Below are 20,100 nucleotides of genomic sequence, written 5' to 3' on the forward strand. Positions count from 1 at the left end.
ACTCACAGAGTGTTTCAAGGGGCTGGGCATAGTGGCGGAAGACGAAAAACTCCTTGACTACCTCAAGAAGGTGACGGCTGACCTGCGTCAGGCTCGTCGGCAACTTCGACAGGTGGAGGAGCGGGACCGGGAGCCCATCGCCATTGTGGCGATGAGCTGCCGGTACCCCGGCGGTGTGAAGACTCCGGAGGAGCTGTGGCGGCTCGTCGCCGAGGGCGGCGACGCCATCAGCGAGTTCCCTCCTGACCGGGGCTGGGACGTCGATGGCTTCTTCGACCCGGACTCGGAGCGGTCCGGTACCTTCTCCGTCCGCGAGGGCGGGTTCCTGGAGGCCCCCGGCGACTTCGACCCCGGCTTCTTCTCCATGAGCCCGCGGGAGGCGCTCGCCACCGACCCCCAGCAGCGGCTGCTGCTGGAAACCGCCTGGGAGGCCTTCGAGCGCGCCGGAATCGACCCGGCGTCGGTCCGGGGCAGCCAGGCCGGTGTGTTCGTCGGCGCGTCGCCCTCCGGCTACGGCGCCGGAGTGAGCGAGATGCCCGAAGACGTGGAGGGGCTGCTGCTCGCGGGCAACGCCACCTCCGTGGTGTCCGGGCGGGTGGCCTACACCCTGGGGCTCGAGGGCCCGGCCGTGACGGTGGACACCGCGTGCTCGTCGTCGCTGGTCGCCCTGCACTGGGCCTGCCAGGCGCTCCGTCAGGAGGAGTGCTCGCTGGCCCTGGCGGGCGGCGTCGCCGTCATGTTCACCCCCAGCATGTTCGTCGAGTTCAGCCGGCAGGGCGGGCTCGCGCCCGACGGCCGGTGCAAGGCGTTCGGCGCGGGCGCCGACGGCACGGGCTGGGCCGAGGGCGTGGGCCTGCTCCTCCTGGAGCGGCTCTCGGACGCCCGGCGCAACGGCCACCCGGTGCTGGCCGTCATCCGCGGCTCGGCGATCAACCAGGACGGTGCGTCCAACGGTCTGACGGCACCCAACGGCCCCTCGCAGCGCCGGGTGATCCGCCAGGCGCTCAAGAACGCGGGCCTGACACCGGCCGACGTGGACGCGGTCGAGGCACACGGCACGGGCACGTCGCTGGGTGACCCCATCGAGGCACAGGCCCTGATGGCCACCTACGGCAAGGAGCGGCCGGAGAACAAGCCGCTGTGGCTGGGCTCGCTGAAGTCCAACATCGGCCACTCCCAGGCGGCCGCCGGTGTCGGCGGGGTCATCAAGATGGTGATGGCCCTGCGGAACGGCATGCTGCCCAAGACGCTCCACGCGGACGAGCCCTCCAGCCAGGTGGACTGGACCGAGGGCGACATCCGGCTGCTGAACGAGTCGACCCCCTGGCCCGAGACCGAGCAGCCTCGACGGGCCGGTGTGTCCTCGTTCGGCATCAGCGGGACGAACGCGCACGCGATCCTGGAGCAGGCTCCGGAGGCCGAGGTGGCCGAGGAGACCCGGGCCGAGGTCGCCGACGGTCCGGTGGCCTGGGTGGTGTCCGGCCGTAGCCCGGCCGGCCTGCGGGCCCAGGCGGGCCGGCTGCGGGAGTTCGTGGCGGAGCGCCCGGAGCTGGGTGCGGCCGATGTGGCGTACTCGCTGATCTCGTCGCGGTCGGTGTTCGAGCACCGTGGCGTGGTGACGGGCGCCGACCGTGAGGAACTCCTGGCGCGGCTGGACGCGTTGGCCGGCGATGAGATCGCCTCGGGTGTGACGCGCGGTGTGGCCGATGTCCGCGGCCGCTCGGTGTTCGTGTTCCCCGGCCAGGGTGCCCAGTGGATGGGCATGGCGGTGGACTTGCTCGAAAGTTCGCCGGTGTTCGCCGAGGCGATCGGTGAGTGTGAGACGGCGCTGTCGGCTCATGTGGACTGGTCGCTGACCGAGGTGCTGCGTGGCGCCGAGGGCGCTCCCGGATTCGACCGGGTGGACGTGGTCCAGCCGGTGCTGTTCGCGGTGATGGTGTCGCTGGCGAAGCTGTGGGGTTCGGTGGGCGTGCGACCCGACGCGGTGATGGGTCACAGCCAGGGCGAGATCGCCGCGGCTTGCGTCGCGGGTGCGCTCTCGCTGGAGGACGCCGCGAAGGTGGTGGCGCTGCGGTCGCAGGCCATCGCGGCGGGCCTTGCGGGCCGTGGTGGCATGGTGTCGGTCGGACTGCCCGCGGACGAGGCCAAGGAGCGGATCGCCGCCTGGGACGGTGCGATCTCGGTGGCCGCGGTCAACGGCCCGGGATCCGTCGTGGTGTCGGGTGACCCGGGTGCGCTGGACGAGATGGTGGCGCGGCTGGAGGGGGAGGAGATCCGCGTCCGCCGGGTTCCGGTGGACTACGCCTCCCACTCCGCCCATGTGGAGGCGATCCACGAGGAGCTGCTGAAGGTCCTGGCGGACATCCAGCCCCGTTCCTCCGAGGTGCCGTTCTACTCGACCGTGACCGGCGAGCTGGTGGACACCGCAGGTCTGAACGCCGAGTACTGGTACCGCAACCTGCGGCAGACCGTCGAGCTGGAGGCCACCACCCGCACCCTGCTCGGCAAGGGACACGCCACCTTCATCGAGGTGAGCCCGCATCCCGTGCTCACCCTGCCCGTTCAGCAGACCGTGGAGGCCGCCGAGGCACAGGCCGTGGTCGCCGGCACGCTGCGGCGCGACGAGGGCGGCCTGGAGCGGTTCCTGACCTCCGCCGCCGAGGTGTTCGCGCGCGGCACCAAGGTCGACTGGGCCACCGCGCTGGAGGGCCGTGGAGGCCGCCGGGTCGAGCTGCCGACCTACGTCTTCCAGCGCGAACGCTACTGGCTCGATGGATTCGGCCTGCCGCCCGGCGGAAGCGCGGCCGAGGTCACCGGCTCCGTCGACGCGCGGTTCTGGGACGTGGTGGAGCGCCAGGACCTGGAGTCGCTGGCGGGGACGTTGGCGGTCGACAGCGAGGCGCCGCTGAGCGCGGTGCTGCCCGCCCTGTCCGCGTACCACCGCAACAACCGTGACCAGTCCACGATCGACGGCTGGCGCTACCGGGTGTCATGGAAGCCGCTCTCCGAGATCCCCGACAGCTCGCTGTCGGGGACCTGGCCCGTGGTCGTTCCGGCGTCCCGCGCCGGGGACGAGCTGGTCTCGGAGGTCGTCGCCGGGCTCGAACGGCACGGCGCGGATGTGGTCTCGATCGTGGTGGACGAGCGGGACCTCGACGCGGACGTGCTCGCGGAGCGGCTGCGTGAGGTGGCCGCCGACGCACCCGAGCTGGGCGGTGTGCTGTCGCTGCTGGCCCTGGACGAGGAGCCCTGCCCGGGGTACCCGGCGCTGTCGGGCGGCTACGCGTTGAGCCTGGTGCTGGTGCGGGCCATGGTCGGGGCCGAGATTCCGGCCCGGCTGTGGTGCGGTACGCGCGGCGCGGTGTCGGTGGGGCGTTCGGACCGGCTCACCAGCCCGACGCAGGCGATGGTCTGGGCCTTGGGCCGGGTGGCCGGGCTGGAGCTGCCGCCGCTGTGGGGCGGTCTGGTGGATCTGCCCGAGTCCCTGGACGAGCGCGGTGCGGCGCGGCTGTCCGGTGTGCTGTCCGCCGAGGGCGGCGAGGACCAGGTCGCGGTGCGCGGCTCCGGTGCCTTCGTACGCCGTCTGGTGCGCTCGGCCGCGGCCGCCGACGAGGGGACCTCGTGGCAGGCGCGCGGCACGGTGCTGGTGACCGGTGGCACGGGCGGGCTCGGCGGCCAGGTGGCCCGCTGGCTGGTCCGCAGCGGTGCCGAGCACCTGGTGCTGACCAGCCGCCGCGGTCTCGAGGCCGAAGGCGCCGCCGAGTTGAAGGCGGAGCTGGAGGGCATGGGCGCCGAGGTGACGGTGGCCGCGTGCGACGCGGCGGACCGCGACGCGCTCGCCGCCGTCCTGGACGCCGTGCCGGAGCACCTGCCGCTGACCGGAGTAGTGCACGCGGCAGGCGTCACGATCGCGGCCTCCCTGGTGGAGACGGAGCTCGCGGACGCGGCGAGGGTGGTGTCGGGCAAGGTGGCGGGCGCCGTCAACCTGGATGAGCTGCTCGGCGACCGTGAGCTCGACGCGTTTGTGGTCTTCTCGTCCATCTCCGGTATCTGGGGCGGCGGCAGCCAGGGCGTCTACGGCTCCGGAAACGCCTTCCTGGACGCGCTGGTGGAGCAGCGCCGTGCGCGGGGTCTCGCGGGCACCGCCGTCTCCTGGGGCCCGTGGGCCGAGGGCGGCATGGCGACCCGGGACGACGCGGGGGAGCAGCTGGCGCGGCGCGGACTGCCCGCGATGGCACCCGAGTTGGCCATCGCCGCTCTGGAACGCGCGGTGGCCGGTGACGACGGTGTGGTGACGGTCGTGGACGTGGACTGGGAGCGGTTCGCCCCCTCGTTCACCGCGGTCCGGCCCAGCCCGTTCCTGAGCGACCTCGAGGAGGTCCAGCGGCTGGAGGCCAAGGGGGGCGACGGCGAGAGCTCCGACGCCGCCGGGGCGCAGCTGCGTGAGCGGCTGAAGCCGCTCACCGAGGGCGAGCGGGACCGGGCGCTGCTCGATCTGGTGCGCAAGCACGCCGCCTCCGTGCTCGGCTACGCCTCCGCGGAGACGGTCGAGCCGAACCGGGCCTTCCGCGATCTGGGCTTCGACTCGCTGACCGCGGTCGACCTGCGCAACCGGCTGGCCGCCGAGACCGGTCTCAGCCTTCCCGCCACGCTGGTCTTCGACTACCCCAGCGCCTCGACGCTGGCGGCGCATCTGCGCACCGAGGTGCTCGGCGCGTCGTCCCCGGCGCTCACCGCCGGGTCCGGTGCCTCCGCCGTCGCCGGTGCGGACGACGACCCCATCGCGATCGTCTCCATGAGCTGCCGCTTCCCCGGTGGGGTGCGGAGCCCGGAGGACCTGTGGCAGTTGGTCGAGGGCGGCGGTGACGCCATCTCGTCGTTCCCGTCCGACCGCGGCTGGGACCTGTCGGGCATGTACGACCCGGACCCGGACCGGCCGGGCACGTTCTACGCCCGTGAGGGCGGATTCCTCTATGACGTGAGCGAGTTCGACCCCGGCTTCTTCGGGATCTCGCCCCGTGAGGCGCTGGCGACCGACCCGCAGCAGCGGCTGCTGCTGGAGACCTCCTGGGAGGCGTTCGAGCGGGCGGGCATCAACCCCACGTCCGTGCGGGGCCGCCAGGTCGGTGTGTTCGTCGGCTTCTCGGGCTCCGGATACGGCACCAACCTGACGACGGTGCCCGAGGACGTCGAGGGCCATCTGCTGACGGGCAACGCCGGCAGCGTCGTCTCGGGCCGCCTCGCCTACACCTACGGCTTGGAAGGCCCCGCCGTCACGGTGGACACGGCCTGCTCGTCGTCGCTGGTGGCCCTGCATCTGGCCTGCCAGTCGCTGCGCCAGGGCGAATGCTCCATGGCGCTGGTCGGCGGCGTGACGGTGATGGCGACCCCGATGGCGTTCGTCGAGTTCAGCCGGCAGGGCGGTCTCGCGCCCGATGGCCGCTGCAAGCCGTTCGCGGCCGCGGCGGACGGTACCGGCTGGTCCGAGGGCGCCAACGTGCTGCTCGTGGAGCGACTTTCGGACGCCCGGCGCAACGGTCACCAGGTACTGGGCATCGTGCGGGGCTCCGCCGTGAACCAGGACGGCGCGTCGAACGGTCTGACGGCGCCGAACGGTCCGTCGCAGCAGCGGGTGATCCGCCAGGCGCTGGCCAGCGCCGGGGTGTCGGCCGCCGAGGTGGACGCGGTGGAGGCGCACGGTACGGGTACCTCGCTGGGCGACCCGATCGAGGCGCAGGCGCTGCTGGCCACCTACGGCCAGGAGCGTCCGGAGGGCCGCCCGCTGTGGCTGGGCGCGCTGAAGTCGAACATCGGGCACACACAGGCCGCGTCCGGACTCGCCGGTGTCATCAAGATGGTCATGGCGATGCGGCACGGTGTGCTGCCGAAGACGCTGCACGTGGACGAGCCGTCGCCGCAGGTGGACTGGTCGGCGGGCGAGGTGCGCCTGCTGACCGAGGCCACGGCGTGGCCGGAGACGGGGCAGCTGCGCCGGGCCGGTGTCTCCGCGTTCGGTGTCAGCGGCACCAATGTGCACACCATCATCGAGCAGGCCCCGACGGACGCCGAAGACGAGCGACCGGCCGAGGTGACGGCTCCCGACGACCGTGGCGCGGCTCCCTGGACGCTCTCCGCCCGGAGCGCGGACGGGTTGCGCGCCCAGGCGCGGCGGCTGCGGGCGCATCTGACCGCACGGCCGGAGCTGAGCCTGAAGGACGTGGGCTACTCCCTGGTCGCCACCCGGTCGGTGTTCGAACACCGTGCCGTGCTGACGGGCACCGACCGCGCGGAGCTGCTGCGCGGGCTCGAAGCCGTCGCCACCGGTGAGGAGACCCCCGGGGTCGTGCGCTCGGTCGCCACTCCCACGGGAATCACGGCGTTCCTCTTCTCGGGCCAGGGTGCGCAGCGCCTGGGTATGGGCCGGGAGTTGTACGAGGCGTTCCCGGTGTTCGCCCTTGCCCTGGACGAGGTGTGTGCGCATCTGGACATGCTGCTGGACCGTCCGCTGAAGGATGTGATGTTCGCGGCGGAGGGGAGTGCGGACGCCGAGCTGCTGGATCAGACGGCGTTCACCCAACCGGCGTTGTTCGCGGTCGAGGTGGCGTTGTTCCGGCTGCTGTCGGCGTGGGGTGTGGCGCCGGATGTGGTGATCGGTCACTCCATCGGTGAGATCGCCGCCGCGCACGTTGCGGGAGTCTTCTCCTTGGCGGATGCCTGCACGCTGGTGGCCGCTCGCGGCCGCCTGATGCAGGCGCTGCCCGAGGGCGGCGCCATGGTCGCCGTCGAGGTGTCGGAGGAGGAGGTCGCTCCGTCGCTCGCCGGTCGTGAGACCGAGGTGAGCATCGCCGCCGTCAACGGCCCGAACGCCGTGGTCATCGCGGGCGACGAGGAAGCGGCGCTGGAGATCGCGGAACAGTGGGCGGAGCAGGGCCGCAAGACCCGCCGCCTGCGGGTCAGTCACGCGTTCCACTCGCCGCGCATGGACGCGATGCTCGGTGACTTCCGCAAGGTCGTCGAGGGGCTGTCGTTCGCCCCGCCCTCCCTTGCCCTGATCTCCAACGTGTCGGGCAAGTCGGCGGGTGCGGACGAGGTGTGCTCGCCGGAGTACTGGGTGCGGCACGTCCGGGAGTCGGTGCGCTTCCTGGACGGGATGCGCTCCCTCGAAACCGCGGGCGCGACCAGGTTCTTCGAGGTGGGCCCCGACGGTGTGCTCTCGGCGATGGCGCGCGAATGCCTGACGGCGGAGGAGGCTTCGGCCCCCGTCGTGGTGCCGGCGCTGCGCAAGGACCGCCCCGAGGCCCAGTCGCTGACCACGGCGCTCGCCGAACTCCACGTCCACGGCACCACCGTCGACTGGGAGGCCCTGTTCGCCGGGCAGGACGTCCGGCGGGTCGAGCTGCCGACGTACGCGTTCCAGCGGCAGCGCTACTGGCTGGAGGACGCCGAGAGCGATGCCTCCGCCGGCTCCGCCTCGGTGGACTCGGTCGACTCCCAGTTCTGGGACGCGGTCGAGCGTGAGGATCTCGAGGCGCTGACCACCGCGCTGCACGTGGACGGAAACGCCTCGCTGACCGAGGTGCTGCCCGCCTTGTCGTCCTACCGCAAGGGCCATCGTGAGCGCTCCACGGTCGACGGCTGGCGCTACGAGATCGCGTGGACCCCGGTGTCCGAGCTCTCGGAGCGGGCGCTGACCGGGACCTGGATGGTCATGGTTCCCGACTCGCACGCCGACGACGAGCTGGTCACCTCCGCGGTGAACACGCTCGAGCGGCAGGGCGCGCAGGTGGCGCGGATCGTGCTCGACGGCGCAGTGGACATCGACCGCGCGGCGGTCGCCGAGCTGTTGCGCGCGGCGGCCGAGGGCGCGTCGGACGGGACCGTCGGCGGGGTCCTCTCCCTGCTGGCCCTGGACGAGAAGCCCGGCCCCGACCACGCGGTCGTGCCGCGAGGACTCGCGCTGAACCTTCTGGCCCTGCAGGCACTCGTGGACGCCGGAGTCGAGGCCCCGCTGTGGGTGGCCACGCGAGGCGCCGTCTCGGTGACCGGATCCGAGACCCTGCGCAGCGCCGCCCAGGCGCAGATGTGGGGCCTCGGCCGGGTCGCCGGTCTGGAGCACCCCCGGCTCTGGGGCGGTCTGGTCGACCTCCCGGAGACGCTGGACGAGCGGGCCGCGAACCGGCTGGCCGGTGTGCTGGGCGGCGGCGCGGGCGAGTTCGAGGACCAGGTGGCGGTGCGCACCTCCGGCGTGTTCACCCGGCGTCTGGCGCGGGCCGCCGCCCCGCAGACCACGGCTCAGCCGTGGAACGCGCGGGGCTCGGTGCTGGTGACCGGCGGCACCGGGGGAGTGGGCAGCCAGGTGGCCCGGTGGCTGGCACGCGCCGGCGCCGAGCACCTGGTGCTCACCAGCCGCCGTGGCCTGGAAGCCGACGGGGCCGCCGAACTGCGTGACGAACTGGCCGCGTTGGGCGCCGAAGTGACCATCGCGGCATGTGACGCCGCCGACCGCGACGCCCTGGCCGCCGTACTGGCCGCCATCCCGAGCGGTATCCGCTGAACGCCGTCGTGCACGCGGCGGGTGTCCTGGACGACGGTGTCCTGGACTCGATGTCGGTGGAGCGGGTCGCGGGCGTGCTGCGTCCCAAGGTGGACGGGGCCCGCAATCTGCACGAGCTGACCGAGGGCCTCGACCTGTCCGCGTTCGTGCTGTTCTCCTCGCTCGCCGGAGCCATCGGCGGCGCCGGGCAGGGCAGTTACGCGGCGGCCAACGCCTACCTCGACGCCCTGGCGCAGCAGCGCCGGGCCCAGGGACTGGCGGCCACCTCGGTCGCCTGGGGCCCGTGGGCCGAGGGCGGCATGGCGGTCGACGGGGCGCTGGAGGAGCGGCTGCGGCGCGGCGGTATGGCCCCGATGACCCCGGAGCTGGCGGTCAAGGCCCTCCAGCAGGCCCTCGACCTGCGGGAGACGCACCTGGCCATCGCCGACCTCGACTGGGAGCGCTTCGTGCCCTCCTACGTCGCCGTTCGGGGCAGCCGGCTGCTGGACGAGGTGCCCGAGGCGCGCCGGATCCTGGAAGCCGCGATCGGCGGTGGCACCGCGGCGCAGTTCGAGACCGGTGGCTCCGAACTGCGCGAGCGGCTCGCCGGAATGTCGGAGGCGGAGCAGGAACGAGCGCTGCTCGACCTGGTCACCACGCAGGTGGCGATGGTGCTGGGCTTCCCGTCGGTGGAGTCGGTCGAGTCCCAGCGGGCCTTCCGTGAGCTCGGCTTCGACTCGCTGACCGCCGTCGAACTGCGCAACCGGCTGGACGCGGCGACGGGCCTGCGCCTGCCCGCGACGATCGTCTTCGACCACCCGACGCCCGTCGCGCTCGCCCGCCGGCTGCGCACCGACGTCGTCCAGGACGGGATCTCGGCGGCCGCACCGATCCTCGGCGAGCTGGACCGGATCGAAGCGGCGATGGCCACGATCTCCGCCGACGACGTGGACCGGCCCAGGATCACGACGCGTCTGCAGACGCTCCTCCTCAAGTGGGGAGAGGCGGAACAGGATTCGGGCAACTCCGGCAAGAAGGCGGTCTCGGACAAGATTCAGTCGGCGACGTCGGACGAGATCTTCGACTTCATCGACAAGGAGCTTGGGATCTCCTGAGCTGGCGCGGTCGGTTCCCGAGCGTCGTCCCTTACTACTTCCATGGGTGACATAACAATGAACGAAGAGAAGCTTCTCGACTATCTCAAGCGGGTGACCGCGGATCTCCAGCAGACTCGCCAGCGCCTGCTCGAGGCCGAGTCGGCGGACCAGGAACCGATCGCGATCGTCGCCATGAGCTGCCGGTTCCCCGGAGGGGTGAACTCTCCGGAGGACCTGTGGCGCTTGGTGGCGGACGGCACCGACGCGATTTCGGCATTCCCCATGGACCGTGGTTGGGACATCGACGCCCTCTACGACGAGGACCCGGACCGTCCCGGCACCAGCTATACGACCGAGGGCGGCTTCCTGGAGAACGCCGACCAATTCGATCCGGCGTTCTTCGGGATCTCGCCGCGCGAGGCGCTGTCGATGGACCCGCAGCAGCGACTGCTGCTGGAGACGTCGTGGGAGGCCTTCGAGCGGGCGGGCATCGACCCGATGTCCCTGCGGGGCAGCCGGACCGGCGTGTTCGTCGGAACCAACGGCCAGGACTACTCCATGCTCACGCTCGGCGCCGCCGAGAGCACGGAGGATGTCGAGGGCCACTCCGGCACCGGCAACGCGGCGAGCATCGTCTCCGGCCGGATCTCCTACACCATGGGCCTCGAGGGCCCCGCGCTCTCCGTGGACACGGCGTGCTCATCGTCGCTCGTGGCCCTGCACCTGGCCGTTCAGGCACTGCGCCAGCGCGAGTGCACGCTCGCGCTGGCCGGTGGCATCACGGTGATGTCCACCCCGGCGGCGTTCGTCCAGTTCAGCCGGCAGCGCGGCCTGGCGGCGGACGGCCGCTGCAAGCCGTTCGGGGCGGCGGCGGATGGCACCGGCTGGGGCGAGGGCGTCGGCATGCTGCTCGTGGAGCGGCTGTCGGACGCGCAGCGCAACGGCCACAAGGTGCTGGCCATCGTCCGGGGTTCGGCGATCAACCAGGACGGCGCGTCCAACGGTCTGACGGCGCCCAACGGCATATCGCAGCAGCGGGTCATCCGGCAGGCGCTGAGCAGCGCCCGGCTGTCGGTCACCGATGTGGACGCCGTGGAGGCGCACGGTACGGGCACCACCTTGGGTGACCCGATCGAGGCGCAGGCGCTGATGGCGACGTACGGCCAGGACCGGCCCGCGGACCAGCCGCTCTGGCTGGGCGGCATCAAGTCCAACATCGGCCATACGCAGGCCGCCGCCGGTGTCGCGGGCGTCATCAAGATGGTGATGGCCATGGTCGAGGGCGTGCTGCCCAAGACGCTCCACGCGGACGAGCCCTCGCCGCACATCGACTGGACCGGCGGCGCCGTCTCGCTGCTGCACGAGTCGACCCCGTGGCCGGACCGGGACCACCCGCGCCGCGCCGCCGTCTCCTCGTTCGGCATGAGCGGCACCAACGCGCACACCATCCTGGAGCAGGCTCCGGAGGCCGAGCCGGCCGACGCCGCCGAGGCCGGGGCCGGGGCCGTCGACGGTCCGGTGGCGTGGGTCGTGGCGGGCCGTAGCGCGGAGGCTCTGCAGGCACAGGCCGGACGACTGCGGGAGTTCCTCACGGAGCGCCCGGAGTTGGGCATGGCGGACGTGGCTCTCTCGCTGGCCACGACCAGGTCCGCGTTCGAGCACCGCGCCGTGGTGACCGGGGCCGACCGTGAGGAACTCCTCCAGCGTCTGGAGGCGGTCGCCGAGGACGCCACCGCGTCCAACGGAGTGGTGCGGGGGAGGACCGGCGACGCCGGCCGCTCGGTGTTCGTGTTCCCGGGTCAGGGTGCGCAGTGGGTGGGCATGGCGGTGGGGCTGTTGGAGTCCTCGCCGGTGTTCGCGGAGGCGATCGGTGAGTGTGAGTCGGCGTTGTCGGCTCATGTGGATTGGTCGCTGACGGATGTGCTGCGTGGCGCCGAGGGCGCTCCCGACTTCGATCGGGTGGACGTGGTCCAGCCGGTGCTGTTCGCGGTGATGGTGTCGCTGGCGAAGCTGTGGCGTTCGGTGGGCGTGCGACCCGACGCGGTGATGGGTCACAGCCAGGGCGAGATCGCCGCGGCGTGTGTGGCGGGTGCGCTCTCGCTGGAGGACGCCGCCAAGGTGGTGACCTTGCGGTCGCAGGCGATCGCCGCCGGTCTGGCCGGTCGTGGTGGCATGGTGTCGGTCGGGCTGCCGGTCGACCAGGTCAAGGAGCGCATCGCCGCCTGGGACGGCGGGATATCCGTCGCCGCGGTCAACGGCCCCGGCTCGGTCGTGGTCTCCGGTGACCCGGGGGCGCTGGATGAGATGGTGGCGCAGCTCGAGGGTGAGGAGGTGCGTGTTCGCCGGGTTCCGGTGGACTACGCCTCGCACTCCGCTCATGTGGAGGCGATCCACGAGGAGCTGCTGAAGGTCCTGGCGGACATCCAGCCCCGTTCCTCCGAGGTGCCGTTCTACTCGACGGTGCTCGGTGAGCTGGTGGACACCGCCGGTCTGGACGCCGAGTACTGGTACCGCAACCTGCGGCAGACGGTTGAGCTGGAAGCCACCACCCGCACGTTGCTGAATGACGGTCACACCGTGTTCATCGAGGCGAGCCCGCACCCGGTGCTCACCCTGCCGGTGCAGCAGACGGTGGAGGCCGCCGAGGCCCAGGCGGTGGTCGTCGGCACGCTGCGGCGCGACGAGGGTGGTCTGGAGCGGTTCCTGACCTCCGCCGCCGAGGTGTTCGTGCGTGGCGTCACGGTGGATTGGGCCGCCCTGCTCGAGGGCCGTGGCGCCCGCCGGGTCGAGCTGCCGACCTACGCCTTCCGGCGTCAGCGGTACTGGCTGGAGGTGTCGGCCGCGGAGCTGCAGGCCACCGCCGACGGTCTCGCCGCGGACGCGGTGGACGCGCGCTTCTGGGAGGCGGTGGAGCGCGAGGACCTGGAGGCGCTGGTCCGCACCCTGGAGGTGGAGGACGAGGAGCAGCAGTCGTCGTTGACGGCGTTGCTTCCGGCGCTGTCGTCCTGGCGCCGTCAGCGGCGTGAGCAGAACACAGTGGACAGCTGGCGCTACAAGGTGGTCTGGAAGCCGCTGGCGGCCGCCACCGAGGCGGCCCTCTCGGGCACGTGGGTGGTCGTCCTTCCCGCGTCGCACGCCGATGACGCTCTCGTGACCGCCACGGTGAACGGACTGGAGACGAGCGGCGCCGACATCGTCCGGGTGGTGCTGGAGGAAAAGGGCAACGACCGCTGGTCGGTCGCGGAGCGGCTGCGTGGGGCGCTCGACGAGGCCGGGGTGGAGCCTTCGGGCGTGGCGGGCGTGTTCTCGCTGCTCGGGCTGGACGAGTCGGGGCATACGACGTTCGGTGTGGTGCCGGCCGGGCTGGCGGCGACGGTGGCGCTGGTCCAGGGGCTGGGCGACGCCGGTGTGGTGGCCCCGCTGTGGTGTGGCACCCGGGGTGCGGTGTCGGTGGGGCGCTCCGACCGGCTGGTGAGCCCGGCGCAGGCGATGGTGTGGGGCCTCGGGCGGATCGTGGGGGTCGAGTACCCCCAGCGCTGGGGCGGCGCGGTCGATCTGCCCGAGACCATGGACGCCCGTGCGGTGGCCCGGCTGGCCGGAGTGCTGGCGGGCACGGAGGGCGAGGACCAGGTCGCGGTGCGTGGCTCCGGTGTGTTCGCCAAGCGCATGGTGCGGGCCTCGGCGGCCGACGACGCGGAGAACCGGGGCTCCTGGCAGGGCCGTGGTTCGGCGCTGGTGACCGGTGGTACGGGTGCGCTGGGTGGCCATGTCGCCCGCTGGCTGGCGCGTACGGGCACCGAGCACCTCGTGCTGACCAGCCGCAGTGGCATGGAGGCCGAGGGCGCCGCCGAGTTGAAGGCGGAGCTGGAAGGGCTCGGTGCCCGGGTGACGGTGGCGGCGTGTGACGCCGCGGACCGTGCGGCGCTGGCCGCGGTGCTGGACGCGATCCCGCAGGAGTTCCCGCTGACCGCCGTGGTGCATACGGCCGGTGTGCTGGACGACGGCGTGGTGGACGCCCTCACCGTGCGCCGGGCGGCCGGGGTGCTGCGTCCGAAGGTGGACGCCACGCGGAATCTGCATGAGCTGACCGCCGGGATGGACCTGTCGGCGTTCGTGCTGTTCTCCTCCGGTGCGGGCACGCTGGGCGGCCCGGGTCAGGGCAGCTACGCGGCGGGTAACGCCTACCTCGACGCGCTGGCGTTGCAGCGGCGTGCGGACGGCCTTGCGGCCACCTCCATCGCCTGGGGTGCCTGGGCCGGAGGCGGCCTCGGATCCGGTGAGGTCGGCGAGCGGATGGACCGTTCCGGCATGGTCGGAATGGTGCCCGAGCTGGCGATCTCCGGCATGCAGCAGGCCCTTGAACTGGACGAGGCCTTCATGGTCATCGCCGAGATCGACTGGGATCGCTTCCAGCCGGAGTTCGTCGGTTCACGTCCGAGCGCGCTCTTCCGTGAGCTGCCCGAGCTGAACCGTCCCGCTGCCGCCGCCGGCGCGGACACCGGCGACGGCGACGACGCCGTTTCCGAGCTGCGCCGGGAGATGGCGAAGCTGTCCCCCGCCGAGCAGCCCAAGCTCCTCCTGGAGCTGGTGCGCAACCAGGCCGCCGACGTCCTCGGCTACGACAGTGCGGACGCGGTGGAGGCCGAGCGTGCCTTCCGTGACCTCGGCTTCGACTCGCTGACCGCCGTCGAGCTGCGCAACCGCCTCGGCGTGGTCACCGGCCTCCGCCTGCCGGTCACCTGTGTCTTCGACTACCCGACCGCCACGGTTCTGGCCCGGTACCTGTACACGGAGATGTTCGGCGACCAGCCGGTCACCGAGGGCGGCCCCGCTGCCGCGGCCAAGGGATCGGACGGGCCCGACAGGCCCATCGCCACCGATGAGCCGATCGCCATCATCGGCATGAGCTGCCGGTTCCCCGGCGGGGTGCGCAGCCCCGAGGAGCTGTGGGAGCTGCTGATGGCCGAGGGGGACGTGATCTCCCGGTTCCCCGATGACCGCGGCTGGGACATCGACGGTCTCTACGACCCGGACCCCGAGAAGTCCGGCACCAGCTACGTCCAGGCCGGCGGTTTCCTCGACGAGGTGGGCCACTTCGACCCCTCGTTCTTCGGGATCTCGCCGCGTGAGGCGATGGCGATCGACCCGCAGCAGCGCCTGCTGCTCGAGACGTCCTGGGAGGCGTTCGAGCGTGCCGGTATCGACCCCGTGGCGCTGCGCGGCAGCCAGACCGGAGTCTTCGTCGGCTCCAACTACCACGACTACGGTTCGCGCATCCTGAGCGACACCGAAGGAGTGGAGGGCTATCTCGGACTCGGCAGCGCCCCCAGCGTCTCGTCCGGCCGCATCTCCTACACCTTCGGCTTCGAGGGCCCGGCCGTGACGGTGGACACCGCGTGTTCCTCGTCGCTGGTCGCCCTGCACCTGGCCTGCCAGTCGCTGCGCCAGGGCGAGGCATCCGTGGCGCTGGCCGGTGGTGTGACCATCATGGCCACCCCGGGTACGTTCATCGAGTTCAGTGCCCAGCGCGTGCTGTCGTTCGACGGGCGGTGCAAGGCGTTCTCGGCGGATGCCGACGGCACCGGCTGGTCCGAGGGCGTGGGCATGCTCCTGGTGGAGCGGCTGTCGGACGCGCAGCGCAACGGCCACAAGGTGCTGGCCGTCATCCGGGGCTCGTCCATCAACCAGGACGGCGCCTCCAACGGCCTGACGGCGCCCAACGGCCCGTCCCAGCAGCGGCTCATCGAGCAGACGCTGGCCAGTGCCCGGCTGGTCTCCGCCGATGTGGACGTGGTCGAGGCCCATGGCACCGGCACTCCCCTCGGCGACCCGATCGAGGCGCAGGCGCTGCTGGCCACCTACGGACAGGGACGTCCCGAAGGTGAGCCGTTGCTGCTGGGGGCCATCAAGTCGAACATCGGTCATACGCAGGCCGCCGCCGGTGTCGCCGGGGTCATCAAGATGGTGATGGCCATGCGCGAAGGCACCCTTCCCAAGACGTTGCACGTGGACGAGGTATCGCCGCACGTGGACTGGTCGGCGGGCGACCTCGAACTGCTGACCGAGGCGATGCCCTGGCCGGAGCGGGACCATCCGCGCAGGGCGGCGGTATCCGCCTTCGGCGTGAGCGGTACCAACGCGCACACCATCATCGAGCAGGCGCCGGCCGACGACGAGCCCAAGGCGCCGCGGGCAGCGGAGGCCCCGGACTCCACCACGGCCCCGGTGCCGTGGATCCTGTCCGGCCGGACCGACGCCGCCCTGCGGGGCCAGGCCGAACGGCTGCGTGCCCAACTCGCCACCGCCACCGAAGAGTCCATGCCCGCTGTGGACGTCGGCTATTCCTTGGCGACGGCCCGATCGCTCTTCGACCACCGGGCCGCCGTGGTCGGCGAGGACCGCGCGGACATGCTGCGTGGTCTCGAGGCCCTCGAGAAGGGCGAGGCGGCGCCCGGCGTCGTACGCGGCGTGGCGGGGGCGGCCGGCAAGACGGCGTTCCTGTTCTCGGGCCAGGGTGCGCAGCGCCTGGGTATGGGCCGGGAGTTGTACGAGGCGTTCCCGGTGTTCGCCGACGCGTGGGACGAGGTGTGCGCGCATCTGGACGGTCTGCTGGACCGTCCGTTGCGGGAGGTGGTGTTCGCGGCGGAGGGGAGTGCGGATGCCGCGCTGCTGGATCAGACGGCGTTCACCCAGCCCGCGCTGTTCGCCATCGAGGTGGCGTTGTTCCGGCTGCTGTCGGCGTGGGGGGTTGCCCCGGATGTGGTGATCGGTCACTCCATCGGTGAGATCGCGGCCGCGCATGTGGCGGGGGTGTTCTCGCTGGAGGACGCGTGCACGCTGGTGGCCGCCCGTGGCCGTTTGATGCAGGCGCTGCCCGAGGGTGGGGCGATGGTCGCCATCCAGGCGTCGGAGGAGGAGATCGCCGGTTCGCTCGCCGGTCGTGAGGCCGAGGTGAGCATCGCCGCCGTCAACGGCCCGACCGCCGTGGTCATCGCGGGCGACGAGGCGCCCGCGCTGGAGATCGCCGGACAGTGGTCGGCGCAGGGCCGCAAGACCCGCAGCCTGCGGGTCAGCCATGCGTTCCACTCGCCCCGTATGGACGCGATGCTCGGTGACTTCCGCAAGGTCGTCGAAGAGCTGTCGTTCGCCCCGCCGGCCATCGCCCTGGTCTCCAATGTGACGGGTCAGCCGGCCGACACGGACGAGATGTGCTCGCCGGAGTACTGGGTGCGGCATGTGCGGGAGGCCGTGCGGTTCGCGGACGGCGTGCGGGCGCTCGAGGCACAGGGCGTGTCCAGGTTCGTCGAGGTCGGTCCCGATGGCGTGCTCACCGCGATGGCGCGGGACTGCGTGGCGGACCGGACCGAGGGGACCACCGAGCCGGTCCTGGTGCCGGTGCTGCGCAAGGACCGCCCCGAGACGCGGGCGCTGACGACGGCGCTGGCCGAGCTCCACGTGGGCGGCGTCGGAGTGGACTGGGAACGGGTCTTCGCCGGACGCGGCGCCCGGACGGTCGAGCTGCCCACCTACGCCTTCCAGCGGGAGCGCTACTGGCTGGAGGCCCTGTCGTCGTTCGCCAGCGATGTCACCGCGGTGGGACTCGTCCCGCCGACGCATCCGCTGCTGGGCGCCGCCGTCGAACTGCCCGACGCGGACGGCTTCCTGTTCACCGGCCGCCTTTCGCCGCAGACGCATCCGTGGCTGGTCGACCACATGGTCCAGGACACCATCCTGCTGCCCGGCACCGCCTTCCTCGAACTGGCCCTGCACGCCGCCGACCAGGTGGGATGCGACCGGGTCGAGGAGCTGACCCTCACGGCGCCGCTGCCGCTGCCCGAGCGGGGCGCGGTGCACCTCCAACTGGCGGTGGGCGGACCGGACGAGAACGGCGCGCGCACGCTGAACGTGTACTCCCGGCCGGAAGACCCCACCATGGAGCAGCCGTGGGTCCAGCACGCCTCCGGCCTGCTCGTCCAGAGCGGCGCGCCGGACGAGACCGGGCAGGCCGGCCTCGCCGTATGGCCCCCGGAGGGCGCGGAGCGGATCGAGATCGAGGACGTCTACGACCGGATGGCGGCGGGTGGCTTCGCCTACGGCCCGGTCTTCCAGGGGCTGCGGTCGGTGTGGATCCGTGGCGACGAGGTCTTCGCCGAGGTGCGCCTGCCGGAGGAGAACGCCTCGGACGCCGGTAAGTTCGGATTGCACCCCGCCCTGCTGGATGCGGCGATTCAGGCCGTCATGTTCGTACCCCAGGAGGAGGCGGGCCTCGCCAGGCTTCCGTTCTCCTGGACCGGCGTGTCGCTGCGGGCCACGGGCGCCTCGGAACTGAGGGTGCGCCTGAGCTCGCGGGGGCCCGACTCGATCGGCCTCGCGGTGGCCGACACCAGCGGCCGCGCCGTGGCCACCGCCGACTCCCTGGTGATGCGGCTGGTCGCGGAGGGTCAGATCCAGTCGGCCGGTTCCCCGGCGGCCGGGCATGACTCGCTCTTCCGGCTGGACTGGACCCCCGTCCCCGTCGGCGCTCCGGCCCCCGCCTCCGAAGGCACCTGGGCCGTGCTGGGCGCCGACGACCTGGGGGTGCTCTCCAGCTTCGCGGCCGAGGGTGCCGACGTGGCGTCGTACGCGGATCTGGCCGCGCTGCGCGAGGCGATCGACTCCGGGGCCACGGCGCCGGACGTCGTCATGGTGGCGGGCGCCGCGGAGGCGGTCGGCATCGACGACGGCGCGGACCTGGCGGGACGGGTGCGCGGCACCACCTACCGCGCGCTGGAACTGGTGCGGACATGGGTCACCGACGACCGGTTCGACCACTCCTACCTGGTGTTCGTGACCCGCGGCGCGATGGGTGCCCAGTCCTCCGAAGAGGTGCGCACTCCGGCCGAGGCCGCCGTATGGGGCCTGCTGCGCTCCGCGCAGACCGAGCACCCCGGGAAGTTCCTCCTGGTGGACCTGGACTCGCAGGAGCACGGCGAGGTGTCCTCGGTGCTGCGGACGGCGCTGACCGCCGGGGAGCCGCAGGTGGCCGTGCGCGACGGACGGGTGCTCGCGGCGCGCCTCGCCCGGGTGGCCCCGGCCGAGGACCGGCCCGAGCCCAAGGCCACGCCGTTCGACGGCCGGGGCACGGTGCTGATCACGGGTGGTACGGGTGGTCTGGGAGCGCTGTTGGCCCGTCATCTGGTGGTGGAGCACGGTGTGCGGTCTCTGGTGCTGACGAGTCGTCGTGGCGTGGAGGCGCCGGGGGCGGCGGAGTTGGTGGCGGAGCTGGCCGGGCTCGGTGCGCAGGCCCGGGCTGTGGCCTGTGATGTGGCTGATCGGGCGTCGGTGGAGAGTTTGCTGGCCGGGATCGGGTCGGAGCATCCGCTGTCGGCCGTGGTGCATGCGGCGGGTGTGCTGGATGACGGTGTGGTGGAGTCGCTGACGCCGGAGCGGGTGGACAAGGTGTTGCGTCCGAAGGTGGACGCGGCGCTGCATCTGCACGAGCTGACCCGCGGCCTCGACCTCTCCGCCTTCGTGGTGTTCTCCTCGGCCTCCTCCAACTTCGGTGGTGGCGGCCAGGCCAACTACGCCGCGGCGAACGCCTTCCTGGACGCCCTGGCGCACCAGCGCCGCGCGCTCGGCCTGCCCGCGGTCTCCCTGGCCTGGGGCATGTGGGAGCAGCGCAGCGAGATGACCGGGGATCTCGGCGAGGCGGACCTCCAGCGCATCGCGCGGGCCGGGCTGAACGCGCTCAGCTCGGAGGAGGGCCTCGCGCTGTTCGACGACGCGCTCGGGACCGATGAGACCGTGCTCGTGCCGACCCATGTGGACCTCGCCGCCCTGCGCGTCCAGGCCCGCACCGGCGAGGTGCCCGCTCTGCTGCGCGGCCTGGTGCGGGTCCCCCGGCGCCGGGTCACGGCGGCGGAGACCGCGCAGACCGGCACCGGGTCGCTGCGGGATCGCCTGGCCGGTCTCTCCGCGGCCGACCAGTACCGGGCCCTGCTGGACCTGGTGCGGGTGCAGGTGGCGACGGTCCTCGGCCATGGCTCGCCGGAGACGGTCGAGCCCGACATGGCCTTCAAGGACATGGGATTCGACTCGCTGACCACGGTGGAGCTGCGCAACCGGCTCAACGCGGAGACCGGGCTGCGGCTGTCGGCAGTGCTGGTCTTCGACCACCCGACGCCCACGGCGCTGGTGGAGCACCTGCAGGAGGAGCTTCTGCCGGACGGCGGCACGGGGGAGCCCATGGTCTTCGCCGAGCTGGACAAGCTGGGGCCCCTGCTCTCCAGCGTGATGGACGACGGTGAGACCCGCACGAAGGTGGCCGAGCGGCTGAAGGAGCTCCTGGAGAAGCTGGGCGAGGCTTCCGATGACGCCGACGCCACCGCGGAGGTGGCCGAACGGATCGGATCGTCCTCCAACGACGAGCTGTTCGACTTCATCGACAACGAGCTCGGGCTGTCCTGAACCGTTGTCCAGCGTCTGACCCTG

The 20,100-nt window shown here is 72.3% G+C and carries 1 protein-coding gene and 1 pseudogene; both read left to right on the forward strand.

Annotated features, from left to right (window positions below; genetic code table 11):
• Window positions 1–31 precede the first annotated feature (31 nt).
• Window positions 32–9,648 (forward strand): annotated as a pseudogene (locus BLV72_RS51190) (type I polyketide synthase).
• Window positions 9,649–9,705: 57 nt separating this feature from the next.
• On the forward strand, window positions 9,706–20,076 hold the full coding sequence (locus BLV72_RS35490; protein ID WP_093467521.1) for a type I polyketide synthase: 10,371 nt from the start codon (window positions 9,706–9,708) through the stop codon (window positions 20,074–20,076).
• The last annotated feature ends 24 nt before the right edge of the window (window positions 20,077–20,100 follow it).

The organism is Streptomyces melanosporofaciens (assembly GCF_900105695.1).
Taxonomy (GTDB): domain Bacteria; phylum Actinomycetota; class Actinomycetes; order Streptomycetales; family Streptomycetaceae; genus Streptomyces; species Streptomyces antimycoticus.

Bases quoted from the DNA above. Each gene is read 5' to 3' on its own strand.
- BLV72_RS35490 (WP_093467521.1), top strand. From the start codon at position 9,706: ATGAACGAAGAGAAGCTTCTCGACTATCTCAAGCGGGTGACCGCGGAT.